This window comes from Mesorhizobium sp. M7A.F.Ca.MR.148.00.0.0 (assembly GCF_003997735.1).
In the GTDB taxonomy this organism is placed as follows: domain Bacteria; phylum Pseudomonadota; class Alphaproteobacteria; order Rhizobiales; family Rhizobiaceae; genus Mesorhizobium.
In genome coordinates this window covers 1-16,167 of sequence record NZ_RZTB01000046.1, presented here as the reverse complement: position 1 = coordinate 16,167, position 16,167 = coordinate 1, and the positions used below count along the sequence as shown (strand labels likewise).

At 64.7% G+C, this 16,167-nt stretch carries 4 protein-coding genes; 2 read left to right on the top strand and 2 right to left on the bottom strand.

Going from position 1 to position 16,167, the window contains the following annotated elements; genetic code table 11:
* Positions 1-16: 16 nt before the first annotated feature.
* Positions 17-12,346 carry an inverse autotransporter beta domain-containing protein gene (locus tag EOB49_RS18080; RefSeq protein WP_206526118.1) on the bottom strand — a complete coding sequence of 4,110 codons (12,330 nt, stop codon included), beginning with the start codon at positions 12,344-12,346 and terminating at the stop codon, positions 17-19.
* Positions 12,347-12,603: 257 nt separating this feature from the next.
* On the opposite strand from EOB49_RS18080, the gene EOB49_RS18075 reads away from it, so the two are divergent.
* The gene (locus tag EOB49_RS18075) at positions 12,604-13,170 is read left to right on the top strand and encodes an invasion associated locus B family protein (protein WP_245472744.1); all 567 of its coding nucleotides are present in this window, start codon (positions 12,604-12,606) and stop codon (positions 13,168-13,170) included.
* Positions 13,171-13,238: 68 nt separating this feature from the next.
* Positions 13,239-14,483: a Xaa-Pro peptidase family protein gene (locus tag EOB49_RS18070; protein WP_127381778.1), complete on the top strand. Its 1,245-nt coding sequence runs from the start codon at positions 13,239-13,241 to the stop codon at positions 14,481-14,483.
* Between the two features lie 154 nt (positions 14,484-14,637).
* Here EOB49_RS18070 and EOB49_RS18065 read toward each other — a convergent pair whose 3' ends face one another.
* Positions 14,638-16,074, bottom strand: coding sequence for an amidase (locus tag EOB49_RS18065; RefSeq protein ID WP_127381777.1), 1,437 nt, complete (start codon positions 16,072-16,074; stop codon positions 14,638-14,640).
* Between the last annotated feature and the right edge of the window lie 93 nt (positions 16,075-16,167).

Here is a 16,167-nt window from a genome sequence, read left to right as displayed (position 1 = left end):
TAGACGGCGACTTTGATCAGGGTGGGGTCGGCGGCAGCGTGCCAACAAGATCGATTACCCCCGCGCCGCCCGACGTGTCGACTGTCGGTGTACCGACATTGTCGTCCTGTACGACGCCTGCAGCTGCACCTGCAGCCGAGCCATTGCGAGACAGGTTAAAGTCGGTGCTGGCATTGAAGTTGCTTAAGCTGACGTCCACCACTGCATTTGGCCCGCCGACGAAGGTGTTTTGCTGCGTACCAGCACCGCCAAGCACGAGGTTCATCGTACTTGTATCCGTCGCAGTGGCGCCATTGTCGGCAAACAACGCGGCAAATGGGAATGCACTACCCGTTGCCGTCACGCTGTTGCCGAATACAGACGCGTTCATCGTCGCGCCACCATCATTGTTCTGCAGGTGGATACCGGCAAAGCCCCAGCCGGTGATGGTGTTGTTCTGGATAAGCGTGGTCAGTGAACCGGACGCGCCTGCCGCACGGACGAAGATGCCATCGGAATTCGAGCCCGTTTTGGCAACCAGCGTGTTGCCGACGATTTTGCCGGTCATCGTGCCGAGGTCCTGGCCCTTGGCGACGAAGATGCCGACCGTGTCGAAGGCGTTGGCCCCACCATCGCTGTTGACGTTGTTCGAGATGTTGAAGGTCGTCGTCGCGGCGGACGTGTTGCCGGCAGAGCCGCTGCGCACCGAAATTGCGGTGCCGCCGCCCGGTATGATCGTCTGGCCATTGTGAAAAATATTGCTGGTAGCGACCACATCCATGGTCGCATTGTTGTTGGCGACCGCCTCGAAGAAGTCGGAGCGCGTGCCGGAGAACGTGTTGCTATCCAACGTCACATTCGCGGTTGCGCCGTTGTAGACGGTGAAGCTGACATTATCGTTGCCGAGGGTCGAACTGATCAGGCCGAACGTGTTGCCGCTCATGGTCAGCCGATTCAGCGTGCCGCTGGTGTTCCAGACGGCGAGGTTGCCGTAAGCGCCGCCGCTGATGCTGGAACCGGTGATCGAGGCGCTGCCGAGCAGATTGTCGAAGCGAATGGCACTTTCTTCGATATTGCCGGCGTTGTTGGAGCCGTTCACGCCGCTGATGGTCGTGCCGGTCATCGTGAAGCCGGTAACCGTCTTGCCGTAGATAGCGAAGTTGGAGAAGTCGTTGAGCTGCATGTTGGTCAGCGACACGTTCGCCGTGCTGCGCAGGAAGATGCCGGTGCCGCCTGTGCCGGACGTGGTGTTCCCGACTGCGGTGTTGCCGTTGAGGATATCGCCGCCGGTCTTGTTCGCGATCGTGCCGCCGGAGCCTGCCGAGCCCGTTCCTGTGACGGTCAGCCCGCCGCCTGAGCCGGTGTTGTCGAGGACGATGCCTGCGTTGCCGCTCGATCCTGTGGACGTAATGCTCTGGAAATTCAGCCCGCTGGCGCCGATCGTCGTGTTGACGACGTTGAGCGCCGTGCCTGTGCCGGAGGTGATCGTGTTGCCGGTGCCCTGCACCGTCACCGTGCCGCCGCCCGTGGCGCTGAAGCCGCCGCCGCTCGTTGTGTTGATAACCAGCCCGCCATTGGTGAAGTTGATGGTCGCGCCGGGGTTGCTGGTCAGGATGACGGCGGCGTTGACGCCGGTCGAGAGCGTCTTGATCGCGCCGCCGAAGTTGATGATGCCGCCGGCGTTGCTGAGCACGGCAATGCCCAGCCCGCCGTCGTTGCGAGTGATCGTGCTGGCGCTGTCGAAATTGACCGAGCCGCCGGCCATGCCGCGGATGTTGGCGACATTGCCGCCAGGGTTGGTGATGTCGACATTGTTCAGGTTGACGACCGCGCTGACGTCGTCATTGCCTGGCGTGCCCTGGTCGCCATCGACGACGAAGGCATTGTTCGCAGCCCCCGCGTCGGTCTGGATGGCGACATTGTTGAAGGTATAGGTGCCGGTCGCATTGTTGGTCGAATCGCCGAGAATGGTGATGCCGGCCGTGCCCGTCAGGCTGGCGTTGTTGACGGTGACGCTGCCCGCCGCGCCGTCGATCACAATGCCGGTGCCGCCGGTGTCATTGAGCCCGTTCGCCACGGCAGTGGTGAAATTCACCGAACCGCCGGCGGTGTCGGCGACGACGATCATGCGCTCGCCGGCGGCGGCTTGCGTGATCGTGCCGGCATAGGTGACGGTGGCGGTGCCGCCATTGACGTTGAACGCCGTGCCGCTGGGGCTGATGATCGAGGTGCCGGTGCCGAAATTGAACGTGCCGCCCGAGCCGTTGAGGATGTCGACGCTGGCATTGCCGCCATTCAGCGTCGTCGTGCCGACGAAACTGTAGATGCCGTCCGCATTGTCGAACTGCAGGCCGGTACCGTTCGTCGCCGACAGCGTACCGGTAGCGAAGTTGAGCGAGCCGCTGTGCCCGCCCGTGACGCTGACCAGGGTGGCATTGTTCGACTGGCTGACATTGCCGGTATAATTGAGGTTGGCGGTGCCGCCGCTGACAGCGATGGTTGCCGCGCTGCCGCCGACCAGCGTGCCGGCGCCGAGATTGATCGTCCCCAACCCGATCACGTTGGTGAGGACGACGGCGCTGTTGCCGCCGGCGCCGTTGCTGGTCGAGGAAAAATTCATGCCGGTGGCCGCGACGGTGACGCCGCTCAGGTTCATCGCCACACCGGTGCCCGTGGCGATGGAGTTGCCCACGCCGGTGACGCTGACCGTGCCGGAGCCCGTGGCATTGAAGCCGGCGCCCGCCGAGGTCACGATCGCCAGCCCGCCGCCGTTGAAATTGACCGTCACCGGGGCGCTGTTGCCGGCAATGTTGACGCCAAGCCCGCCGCCGCTCATGCCGATGGCATAGCTGGCGCCGCTGATGTTGTAGGTGCCGCCGGTGTTGGCGGTGATCGATATGCCGGTGCCCCCGCCGGTAAAGCTGTTCGAGGCGCCGGACACCGTCACCGTGCCGCCTGCATTGTTATTCAGCGATACGCCCAGCCCGCTGGCCGTCAGATTACCACTCAGGGCGACGAGGCCGGCGCCGGCAAGCCGGCTCTGGACATTCAGCGCCGGACTGAATGCGCCCGAATTGTTGACCGTGCCCGAATAGCTCACGGCAGCCGTGCCGCCGACGACATTGAACGACGCGCCCGTTGCGCCGCTCAGCGCACCAGTTCCAAGTCCAACAATGCCCGTGACATCGGTCAGGCTGACATTGTTGATGCCACCGGCCGACGAGGTCGAATCGAGCGCGATGGTGGCGGCGACACCGGAGAGATTGATCGCTGTGCCGCCGGTTGCGTTCACCGTCTGGGCGGCAGCCGTAGCGGTGATGCCCATCGTGCCGCCGGTGGCGAGAATGCCGGTGCCGGCGGTGGTGTCGATGGTGACGCCGTTGGTGAAGCTGGTTGTGCCGCCGGCCTGCGAGAGGCCAACGCCGCTGGTCGTGTCGATGTTGGCGAGGCCGGTGACGTTGAGCGTGCCGGTCTGGACTCGGATGCCGCCGCCTGTGTTGGGGACGGTGGCATTGTTCACCGTCACCGTGTTGAAGTTGAAGGTGCCGGTGTTGGTATTGACGGCATCGATGCCAAAGCCAGTCGTGTTGCCGATGGTCGTCGCGCCGGTGACGGTGAAGGTGCCGGCGACGCCGTCGAAGATGATGCCGCTCGCGCCGCCACCGGCGTTTACGGTGGCAAACGTCATGTTGACGGTCAGCGGATCGAGATCGAACGCCGCGCCGTTGGTGGTGGTGACCACGCCACCGGTGTTGTTCAGCGTGAAGGTGGTGGTTTTGGTGTTGGCGATGACACCGGTGCCGCCATTGTTGGCAAGGCTGAGCGTGCCTAGATTAAGGGTACCGCTGGTGTTGGTGAAACTGAGGCCATTGCCCTGGACGCGAGCGCCTGGGTTACCGATGCCGAGCGTGCCGGCGCTGACGGTGCCGCCGGCGCCGTCGGAATCGAAGCGGACATCGCTGAAGGCGATGCCGCCACTGCCGGCGCCCCCGGTCACCGCATTGCCGGCAAACGACCTGATCGCGATCGAGTTCAGGTCGGCATCGATGTTCTGGCCGGTGAACGACGCAGCCAAGCCGGACGCGGTCGACCTGAGCGTGTTGCCGTCGATCGAAAGCAGAAGCGTATTGGCCGGAGCTCCCGTGGTGGAGAAATCGAGCGCGTTGCCGCCGGCGGTGATGGTGTTGTTCCTGACGAAGAAACTGGAGGCGCCGGTCGCGTTGGCGGCAACGCCCGCACCGGAACCGAGATTGCTGACGATCAGGTTCTGGATGCCGCCCGTGAAGATGCCGCTGCCTGATGTCGCCAGATTGATGACCTGCGTGGCGTTGTTGCTCTGCAGGACCGGCCGCAGCGTGTCGATGCCCGCCGGCGCCGCGATGATGGGCGAATTCTGCACCGTGGTGAAGTGGAACGCCGGCGACGCGCCGGCGCTGGTGTCGACCCCGAGCTGCGAGACATCGATCGCCGCGTCGTTGCTCTTGAAGGCGAGCAGCACCTGTCCGTCATCGAGTTGGAACGACGTCGCGCCGAGGTCGATCGTCGCCTGGCCGCCGTCGACGGTCTTGTCGATCAGCACAATGACATTGGCCGAAGACGTCTGGGCGTTGGCGTAGGTGCCTGGATTGAGCAGACTGCCGTCGCCAAGGGCGGTGGCATCGGCCGTGACATAGTAGACCTTGTAGGAGGACAGGTTCGAAATGTCGCCATCGAAATTGACGTCGCTGAAATTGTAGTCGCCGTTGGTCGGCAAAGTGTCGGTGGCGTGGATGACCTGGCCGCCTGTGGTCTTGATCGACGATTCGGCCGGGCCGGCGCCGTCGCCGAACACGAGCTGGGCGTTGGTGGCGCTGGAGAACTGGACCCCATAGCCTACATTTTCGATCTTGGAGGTCTGTCCCGCCGGATTGTTGTTGACCGTGTCGCCGAGCTGGATCGTGCCGGTGCCGGTCGTGTCGGCCATGTCGATGCCGATCGTGCCGGCAAAACCGCCGCCGTCGACGTCGAAATCGCCAGCGGTGATGTTGCTCGCGCCGAGCGACGCGCCGTTGAGGTCGAGACCGATCGTGTTCGCCGCGCCAAGCCCGATGTTCAGGCTGGCGAAATTCAACGTCGAGCCGAGCGTGTCGGAAATGTCGACACCGCGCGCATTGGCACCGGTGATGCCTAGCAGGTTGACCGTGCCGAGATCGATTATGCCGCCGCTGACATTGTTGAGCGATATGCCGGTCGCCGCGCCATTGACCGAAATCGTATCGAACTTGATACCACCGGCGCCGACCGTCGCGCCTTTCGCCCCGGCGACGACCGCCGTCGCGTCGCCAAGCTTCAGCGCCGTGCCGCCGTTCGTGGTCGTGATGGTGTTGCCGGCGCCGGTGACGCTGACTGTTCCCGAACCGAAGGTGCTGGCGGTGAAGCCGGCGCCGCTGCTGGTGGTGATGACAAGGCCGCCATTGGTGAAGGCGAGAGTGCCCTTGGTCTGCGGGTCCATCACGTACGACGGTGCCTTGACGATGGCATCGTTGGCGCCGGTGTTGAATATCTTCGACGTACCAGAGAAGGTGACCGTGCCGTTGGCCGAGCCGCCGATGGCGACACCCACGCCACCGCTGTGATCGATGGTGCTCGAAATATCGTATATGCCTTCGGCATGGCCAAAGAAGTCGAAGGCCGTCGATGACGTGGTGGAAACGACGGAACCGCTCATGTTCAGACGGGTCGCATCGCCCGTGGCGCTTAACACCGCGCCCACACCGACCGTGATCGAACCTTTGTAGGTCAGCGTGGTGAAGGCCAGGTCATTGCCGCCGCCGAGGCTGATAGCCGAGAGGGTGGTGTTCGTGATGCTGGCGCTGCCGTTGATGCCGACGTTGACGGTCCCGCCCTGCGAGCTCTGTATGATGCCGAACTGGCCGCCATCGATGGTCAGGGTGGATCCGGCGACATTGGCGATGTTGACGGTACCAACCTCGGGACCGCCGATATTGAACCCGGCATACTGGACGTCGAGATCGATCGTCCCGGTGAAATTGACCTCTCCGGTGCCACTCAGGGCGTACAGCCAGGCGCCGGTGTATCCAGTATCCCTCAGGCCGCCGATGTTGACATCCCCGACGAGATTGGCGCCCAACAGCGTCACGCCGGCACCGCCGGGGTCGCCGGGAAGGGGAATCGTGGAGTCCGCCGAGATGCTGTCGAAGGTAATGCCGACGCTGCCGACATTGGCACCATACACAGCAAGCCCGTCGCTGCCGGCATTGATCTTGTTGCCCGCGCCGGTGACGGTAATAATGGTGGAGGTTGCGCCAGCCGGGCCTAAATCGCCAATTGCGACGAAGCCCGCCCCGGCCATTGTCGATATATCAAGGCCGCCATGGGTGAAGTCGATCGTGCTGTTGGTATTGAGTGCCGGGGCGCCTGAGCCGTAATTGCCAATGATGCCCAAGCTCACGCCGTCCGTCGCGCCCGAATTGATCTGCTTGGTCGCGCCCGAGAACGTGATCGCGGCTGCGTCGTTACCGGCAACGACGATGTTGCCGCCGGCGGCCGCATTGGTATCGGTCAGATTACCCGACAGCGTCACCGAGCCACCGGTCATGCTCTGGATCGACGCCGCAGCGCCCGTTCCGTTGCTGGCAATCGTGCCGCCATAGGAAATCGTCGCGTTGCCACCGCTGCCGGCGATCGCCGAGCCGACATTGAACGACGTGCCCGAACCGGTGTTGGTCAGCGTACCGGTGCCGAAGCTTGCCGTGCCGGCCAGGTTCTGCAGGTCGATGCCGCTGCCGGAAGCGAAAGTCGCACTTGTCGAGGCGAAGTTGATACCGGCCGTGATGCCGTCGAGCGCCACCGCCTGCGCGTTGGTGGCGTTGATCGTGCCGGTCACGACATTGACCGTGCCGCCGCCGCTGGCGCTGAACGCCGTCGCGCCCGATGTGGTGATGTCCAGATCGGCGAAGGTGACAGTTGAGCCGGCATTGCCGGTAAGCGAGGCACCATTGCCGTTGACTGTCACCTTGTCGGTGAAGTTGATCGTGCCGCCGGTGCGGTTGGCGATCGAGATGCCGCCGCCGGTCAGCGTGCCCGCCGGTCCGCTGTTGGGCAAGGTGCCGCGCGTGACCGTGATGTTGCCGGCGCCGCCATCGACGTCGAGCAGCGTGCCGGCGACGTTGACGTTGTTGTCCGTGATCGACAAATTGCTGTCGAGGCCGGCGACCTTGAACGCCGTCTGGCCGGTGGCGACATTGCTGACCGTGACGCCCTGGATGACGATGCCGCCGACATTGCTGAAGCCGCCGGCATTCTGGTCGATGGTGAAGACCGAACCGCTGCCGCCGGTGAAGTCGAACGCGGTGTCGCGCACCTGGTTGCTGCCGAGCAGCTGCAACGTATCGCCGCCCGTGCTCTTGACCACGCCCTCATTGCCGGTGACGTTGCCGCCGGTGGCGCCGAGATTGCCCTGGACATTGATCGGCTGGATGGTGCCGGAGGTGATGATCGAACTGCCGTTGCCGAAGCCGGTGATCGACTGGCCCGAATCGAGCGTGAACGGCGTGGCGCTCAGATCGACCGTGCCGACAAAGGCGAAGGTCAGTGTGCCGGTCATGGCATCGGCTTCGGCAGCCGTGACCGTGGTCACGTCGGCGCTGAGCCCGTCGGTGTTGGCGTGGACGATGCCACCGTCCTGGGAAATCATGACGACCCCGCCGACCGCGCTGGCCAGATTGGCGCTGCCGGTGAAGGCGACATCGTCGAAATCATAATTGCCGAGCGTCGGATCGAGCCCGCCCGTGTTGACCGTGTAGCCGCCACTGGCCGCTGTGATCGAGGATTGCAGCACAGTCGCGTCGCCGTCGCCGAAGGTGAAGTTGGCGTTGGCCGACGTCGCCGTCGTGCCGCCCGACGACAGTTCGACGCCGACACCAGCATTGGAAATGCTGGAGCCGCGCAGGAAGGTGATGGTCTTGTTGCCCGTCGTCGATGACAGGTCGATGCCGCGCGAGGTGAGGTCGCCGGTGCCGGTGATCGTCGTCACGCCGAAATCGGCCGTGGTCGATGAACCGCTGAAGTCGATGCCGGTCTGGTTGGCGCCGGAGCCCATCGTCACATTGGTTGTTCCAAATGTGACATCGGCATTGGTCAGGGCGAAGTTGATGCCGGCTGGACCGACGGTCGAACCCATCGTCACGCTGGTGGTGCCGAAGGTGACGGCGCCGGCATTGTTGGTGATGTCGATGCCATTGCCCGTGGCGCCCGACACGGTCACCGCCCCGAAGGTCGCCGATGCGGTGCTGGCGACATTGGCGACGGCCAGGCCGGTGGCAGTGGCGCCGGTGATCGACAGCGGAGCTGTGACGTTCAGCGTCGCGGTTCCGGCAAGGCCGGTGACGACGGCGCCACCGCCGCCCGTCGCAGACAGCGTCGAGCCGATGAAGCTGATCGCGCCGCCGACCGGGGGCAGCGTCGAGCCGATCGCGAAAAGATTGCCGGTGCCGGTCGAGGTGACGCTGCCGCTGAAGGTCACCGAGCCGCCGGTGGTGCCGTCGACCTTGACCGCTATGCCTGGCACGGTTGCCGAGCTGGAGATGTTGGCCGCCACACCGATTGTCGCGCTGCCGCCGGAAACGACGACACCGTCGCCAGCGCCCGAATTGGCGATGGTGCCACCGAGGATCGTGATCGAGCCCGTGTTGTTGGTCAGGCTGACATCGGTGCCCGCGACATTGGTCGTCACCAGATTGGTGATGGTGAAGGTCGATGACGAAGCGTTGATTGCAAGGCCGTCGATGCCGCCACCGGTGCCGCCGATGGTGACATTGCCACCCAGGAACTGGCCGCCCGAGACGGCATTGAAATTGAGCGCCGTGGCTTGCGCAACGCCTGTCGTGATGCTGTCGAACGCCATGCCGCCAGTGCCGATGGTGACGCCGTCGAGATTGATCGCGTGGCCGGTGCCGGTGGTGATCTGCTCCGTGCCTGCGGCCGCGACCGTGATCGTGCCGCCCCCGGTGGCGCTGAAGCCGGTGCCGGTCGTCGTGGTCAGATCCAGCCCGCCGGTGAATTTGATTGTGCCGCCGGTGTTGCCGCTCAGGTTAATCGCAAAGGCGGTGGCGGTGCTGGCGGTGATCGCTCCACCGAACGTGGCGCTGCCGCCGCTCATGCCGGAGATCGACACCGCGCTGGTAGCAGCTGTCTGGTTGATGGTGCCGTTGTAGGTGACGTTGGGCGTCGAGTTGCTGATGGAGAAGGCGTTGCTGCTCGTGTTGGCGATGGAACTCCCGACCCCGAAGGTCAAGGTTCCGCTGGAGCTGCCGACGATGCCTATGCCTACGCCGCCGCCGGTGATGTCGAGATCGTCGAAGGTGGCGATGCCGTCGAAATTGTTGGCGGACAGCGCCGCACTGGTGGCGTTGGTGATCTTGGTGTTGCCGGTGAAATTGACGGTCGCGCTCGAACCGACAAGCACGATGCCGATTTCAGATGCGGTCTGGATGGTCAGGTCGTCGACCGAGACCGTACCGGTCACTCCATCGAGTAAGAGGCCGGTTGCGACATTGCTGACCGTCACGCCCTGGACGGTCAGGCCATTGATGCCCAGGCCGTGGATGCCGGCGGCGCCGCCCCCGGAAATATTGAAATCGAGCAATGTGTTGCCGTTGCCCAGCGTCACGACATCGCCGCCGCCGGAACTGGTCAGCGTTGCCGCGCCCGCGGAATCCGAGATGGATTCGTCATGATGGACGTTGGTGCCGGTGACATTCAACGGCACCCCGCCGAGCGAAAACTCACGGCCGTTGCCGAACGACGCAAGTTCCTGTCCGTCGCTCAGCGAGAAGCCGGTGGCGTCGTCGATCGTCCCACGGTTGACCAGGACAATGATGGCGTCGCTGGCGGTAATGCTGTCGGCATAATCGATCGAGGCGAGATCGGTGATGGACGTGCCGCCGCCCGAAGCCCCGGCCGCGACGAAGATGTAATTGCGCAGGTCGTAGAGTTGCGGGCCGGTAAACTGCGTCGTGCCGAAGGCGTAGTGGCCGCTGCCCTCATTGAGCCCGCGCGCATCGAGCGAGGCGGTGATGCCGGAGATGGAGCTGGAACCGCCGCCGAAGGTAAACTCGGCGTTGGCCGTGGCGCCCGGCGTGCCGGCAATGCCCAGCCGCACGCCGGTATCGACATTGGTGATAACGCCGCCATCGGTGATGGTGATCACCGCGCCGCCGACGCTCGGCGAGGTCAGGTCGATGCCGATCGGGCCGGCAGCACCGGTGCCGGTTATGTTGAGCGACTGGGCGGTGAAACTGGTCTTGGATCCGGAGAAGTCGAGGCCGGTGCCGACACCCAGTCCGGAGATGACGATGTTGCCGGCGACCACCGCCGCATTGACGCCGGCAAACGAGATGCCGTCGGCGCCGGGATTGGTGATGTTGATGTCGCCGAAGCGGATCGCCGCCGGCGAAGCCGAAATGGCGATCGCCGGTCCGGTCGTGTCGGAGATCGTCGTCGCACCGTTGACGGTGAAGCTGCCCGCGACATTCTCGAGCACGACACCCGACGTGCCGCCGCTCTGGCTGATCGAGTCCAGCACCACATGAGCGGTGATCGGATCGATGAAGATGGCGGTGCCGCCATTGCCCGATACGGTGCCGCCGGTGGTTGTGAACGTCCCGCCGGTCGACGTGCCCTGCACGGTGATGCCGCGGTCGGTATTGTCCTGCGCATCGACGGTAGCGAAGGTGTAGGTGCCCTTGCCGGTGATATCGAGACCGTCGTCGAGATTACCCTGCAGCAGCGTCGTGCCGGTGAAATTGTAGGTGCCGTCGCCATCGATATGCAGACCGTCGAGGCCGTTGCCGGTGGCGGTGAAATTGGAGCCGGTGATGCCGGTCGAGCTGCCGGTGAAGTCGGCGCCGTTGCCGCCCGCACCGGTGACCGTCACGTTGGTCAGCGTCGCGCCGGTGATGTTGTTGCCGAAAATGCCGTCGGCGCCGCCGGTGATGGTGATGCCGTTGAGCGTGTTGCCGTTGCCCAGCGTGATGACCGGGTTGGCGACGTTGGTGCCGTGTATCGTGCCGTCGCTGCCGCCCAGGTTGAAGGTGCTGGTGCCGCCGCCGAAAAGCCTGGCGGTGACGCTTTCGCCGCCGCCGATGACGGTCTGTCCATTGGCAAGCGTCACGCCGCCGGTCGTCAGATTGCCGTTGCCGCCAAGCGCGACGACAAAGCCGTTCGCTCCCGACTTGGTCACGGCGTCGTCCAGAGTCGTCGGGTCGGCCAGCGTGCCGGCGCCGGCGAGGCCGCCATCGGCGAAATAGAACTTGCCGAAGGCGGCATTGGTGGCGGCGTTGATCGCGACACGCGTCGTCGAGCCGCCGGTCAGCGTCTGCGACTGGACGCGGACCCCGATATCGCCACGCACGCGTTCGTTGACGCGCTTGCGCAGGCCTTCGCTGACCGGATAGACCGGCTCCGGCCCGCTGTCGGCCCCATTGGCCGAGCCGCTGCCGGGATTGAACGGGATGTTCAGCCGCACGCTGCCGGCGAACTGGGTGTCGTCGCGATTGTCGTTGCGGACCTCGCCGGCGAAGACCAGTTCCGTGTTGCTGCCGAAGACATCGCCGATCGTATACTCGAACCCGGCCTTGGCGCCTGTGACGCTGCCGTCGTCGCCATGCGGATCCTCGAAATGATAGCCGCCGATGTCGAGCCGCAGCGAATGCTTGTCGGGCAGGGCGACCGGCACCTGCGCACCGATCTCGCCCTCGATGCCCCACGCCGCGTAGTCGCGGTCGTCGAGGACCGAGATCTGCTCGATCAGCTGGTTGCTGACCATCGACAGGGTCGAACTGGTCGAGTGATCCGTCGAATCGCCCTTGATCGGCAGATAGACGTTCACATGCGCATCGAAATGTGGCGTGATCGCCTCGGCGCCCAGCGTGGCGGCGGTGAACTGGGTGGAGTTGTAGTTCTCGATGTTGAGATAGGCGTAGCCGCCGATCATCAGGTCAGGGTTGACGATGCGGCGAATGCCGAGGCCGACATCCTGGCCGGAACCATCCTTGAAATCGTGCTTGGCCCGGACATCCAGGAACAGCACGGATTCAGCCGTCTGCTTGAGCGGGATGAAACCTTCGAGCGCGGCGTTGCCGCCATTGTTGTCGGCGCCAATGATGGCGCGGATCTGCGGCTGCCACAGGCCGTTCGGATCGGCATGGGCGGTCAGACCGGAAAGACCGAGCGCCAGCGTCGTCAGCGCCGTCGTCTTCCAAAGATGCCTGGCGATTTGCGAACGGCGATAGCCAGCGCGAACGTGGAAATCCTCCCCACGCGCCGCTATCTCACCAACTTGCCGAGAAGTCTCGGTAGTTCCCATCCCTGGCGAGTCCTTCGGGGACTACACGCGCCCCGTGCAAACTCTTACTCGAATTCTATTGTATAGCGAGTCTCTGGCGCTTCGATTTCTGAGGGCTTCCTGCAAAATTGTCCGATGTATCCGAAAGGTCACAGTAATTTCGCCGGCTTGCTTGCCTCCGGCTCGGCTTTCGGAACAGTCGCGAGTGTTGTATCAAGCCATGCTCGGGAGAATACCGGGCGCGGCGAGGAAACATGCAAGGCATCCGGCAAAACAACATGGCACTTACTTTAGCTCGATCTAATTTACTTGGCGTGGCCGCGGGGCTGGCCGCCCTGTGGCTTGGTCTGGCCGCCGGCCCAGCCCTTGCCGAAGATGCCAAGCCGGCCCAGCCAAAGCCGGCTGAAACCAATGCAAAACCGGCCGATGCCAATCCGTGGGCAGTGAACTGCTCCTCCGGTTCGGCGACCACCGAGCTTCAGTGCCAGGTGTCGCAGAACCTGACCGAGGCCAAGACCGGGCAGCGCGTGCTGACCGTGACCGTGCGCCGCGACAATGGCAATGGCAGCCTCGCCATGCTGCTTGCCCTGCCGCACGGCCTGTTCCTGCCGTCCGGCGCCTCCTTCCAGATCGACCAGGGCCAGAAGACGACGATTGCCATCCAGACCAGCGACCAGAACGGCGCCTATGCCGCCACGCCGCTGTCGGCGGATCTCATCAAGGCCATGAAGTCCGGGACCAATCTGAACATCGGCATGGAATCGGTCACCCGCAAGCCGGTCACCATCCCGGTGTCGCTGGCCGGCTTCACCGCCGCCGTGGCCAAGCTGGAATCGATCAAGTAGCTGCTGTCAGCGGCTTGATTGTGCGCACCCGGAATGCTCCGTTGCCGCTTCGGACAGTGGAGAAACCCATGACAGGCTTTGTCGATCGCCAGCGCGCGGCGCAACTGATGGACCGCGCCGGCATCGCGGCGCTGGTGCTGTGCGCGCCTGAGGCCTTCCACTATTCGACCGGAGCCTCGATCGGGCCGTCGGGACTGTTCCGGCGCGCCGGCGCCGGCTTCGTCGTCATCCCGGCTGGCCGAGACCTGCCGATGGGCGTCGTGGTGGCGGATTTCAATGCCGGACAGCTGCAACTGGCTCTGTCGGATGCCGTCATCCGCAGCCACCCGATCTGGATCGAAACCGCCACGCTTGACGCCTCGACCGCAGGGCAAGGGCTGGCGCAACGCGTCGAGGCCGGCCTTGCCTCGTCTGGCCGGGCGCCTGGCTTTTCCCGGCCGGCAACATTCGAACTTGCCCGTTCCGTCCGCGAACTGAAGGAGATCCTGAGCGGGTTCGGACTTGAGCGCGCAAGGATCGGCGTCGATCTCGATTTTATTCCCGCCGCCGATCTCTCGGTCATCCAGGCGCTGCTGCCGGGCTGCACGATGGTCGACGGCTCGGCCGTGCTCGACAGGTTGCGGGCCATCAAGTCGCCGCGCGAGATCGATCTGCTCCAGCAAGGCATCATCCTGTCGGAAGCTGGGCTGGAGCGGCTGCAGGTCGATGCGATGGCCGGCATGCGTCAGGGCGATCTCATTGCCCTCTATCGGCAAGGCGTCGCCACGGCCGCGTCAGGCCTGTCCGATCCGGTCGCCACAGCCGAATATGTGACGCTGGGCGCCCGGCTCAAAAGCACCGATGCGAAAGCCATGCCTGGCGATCCGCTGAAGTGCGACATGGTCTGCACGGTCGGCGGCTACGCCTCCGACATGTCGCGCAATTTCACCTTCGGATCGCCATCCGCCGAGCAGGCCGAACTGCACGCGATCGCCGAGCGGGCCTTTGACGACGGGCTGGCCGCGCTTGTTCCGGGAGCCACGCTCGCCCACGTGCATCGCGTCGCCACCGACAGCCTAGCGCGGCAAGGGCTGCGCACCTACCGCCGCGGTCATTTCGGCCATGGCGTCGGCCAGTCGGTCTTCTCGGAGCAATGGCCGTTCATCGCCGCCGATAGCGATGTCGTCATCGAAGCCGGCATGGTGCTGGCCTTCGAGATCCCGCTCTACATAGACGGCCTCGCCAGCTTCAATCTCGAGGACCAGTTCCTGATCACACCGGACGGGCCCAAGCCGATGAACCGCCTGCCGAGGCGGCTGGAGAGGATTGGATAGCCGGCTTTGAGTCTGCACGCTGGAGATTGGCCGAAGCCTCCCCACCTTCGTCATCCACGGGCGGAGCAGGAGCGAAGCTCCGTCGCGGAGACCCGAGGATGACGAAGCGATGGGCGATTTGGCCAATCTCGAAGCCGCACGCGGTGCCCAGCACCTAACCACTCACCGCCGGCCTTTTCCCTCTCCACGGCATCTCCTGCTCCAGTTGCGCCGATGCGGCCAGCACCGTTGCCTCGTCGCCGTAGCGGCCGACCAGTTGCACGCCGATCGGCACGCCGTCTTTCGACCAGCCGAGCGGCAGCGAGATCGCCGGCTGGCCGGAGATGTTGAAGGGGAAGGCAAACACCGAGTCCGCCCATTTGGCGTTGTAGCGGTCGATATCGGTTTCCGACATGTCGTAGTAGCCGAACGGACGCGGCAGCTGCGTCAGGGTCGGGGTGATGAAGAGATCGTAGGCGCCGAGGTCGCCGACGATGTCGCGGCCGACCTGCCTGAGCTGCTCGACATCGGAGATGTGCCTGGTGCCGCTGGTCGAGCGGCCGCGCTCGATGATTGCCCAAGTCACCGCCTCGACATCGCCTGGCGTCACCGGCCGGCCGATCACCGTCTCAAGGTAGTCGAACGTCGCCGCCGTCTGCACGCAGGTCATGTTGGTGTAGGTCTTCCACACAGCGTTCGCGTCGAGCGGCATATCGTGCTCCTCGACGTCGTGGCCGAGCCGCTCGAGCGCAGCCACGGTTGCCAGCACCGCCGCCTTCACCTCCGCATCGATCGCCGTGCCGTTGGGTGGCGTGACGGAAAAGCCGATGCGCAGCTTCTTTGGCGCCCGTGCCGACAGGCTGAGCCAAGAACCATCGGGCACCGGCGGCGTATAGGGGTCGCCCGGCAGCGCGCCGGCAACCGCGTCGAGATAGGCCGCCGTGTCGCGCACGGTGCGCGAGCAGCACAGGAAGTACGCGCCGCCATACCAATAGTCGCCGAACGGCGCGAGGCTGACGCGGCCGCGCGACGGCTTCAGGCCGACGATACCGCAGCAGGAGGCCGGGATGCGGATCGAGCCGGCGCCATCGCTGGCCTCGGCGATCGGCACCATGCGCGAAGCGATGGCCGCGGCAGCGCCGCCGCTCGAGCCGCCGGGGGTGATGCCTTCCTTCCATGGGTTCTTGGTCACACCATAGAGTTTCGGCTCGGTGGTGATCGACCAGCCATTCTCCGGCGCGTTCGACTTGCCGACCAGCACCAGCCCGGCCGCCTTCATGCGGCGAACGACCTCGGTGTCGAAATCGGCAACGACATCCCTGAGGTAGAATGAGGAGTTGGTGTTCGGTGCCCCGGTCCAGGACGAGGCCAGCTCCTTGAGCAGGAACGGCACGCCGGCGAAGGGCGCTGATGTGTCGACCGTCTCGGCCTGCGCCCGCGCCATGTCGTAGAGGCGATGGATGACCGCATTGAGCGCCGGGTTGAGCCGCTCGACCAGCGTGATCGCCGCCTCGACCAGTTCCGCCGGTGAAACGTCGCCCCGCTTCACAAGTGCCGCAAGGTCGAGTGCGTCGGACTCGGCATAGGTTTTTAGCAGACTGTCGGTGACCATGTCTCTCTCCCGTCGTTCGTTGATCTTGCCAACGTTGGCGCCGCCCCTCATCCGCCTGCCGGCACCTTCTCCCCGTATAGTGACGGGGAGAAG

Excerpts from the sequence above, each read along its gene's own strand:
- EOB49_RS18080 (WP_206526118.1), bottom strand. The coding sequence starts at position 12,346 with ATGGGAACTACCGAGACTTCTCGGCAAGTTGGTGAGATAGCGGCGCGT.
- EOB49_RS18075 (WP_245472744.1), top strand. The coding sequence starts at position 12,604 with ATGGCACTTACTTTAGCTCGATCTAATTTACTTGGCGTGGCCGCGGGG.
- EOB49_RS18070 (WP_127381778.1), top strand. The coding sequence starts at position 13,239 with ATGACAGGCTTTGTCGATCGCCAGCGCGCGGCGCAACTGATGGACCGC.
- EOB49_RS18065 (WP_127381777.1), bottom strand. The coding sequence starts at position 16,074 with ATGGTCACCGACAGTCTGCTAAAAACCTATGCCGAGTCCGACGCACTC.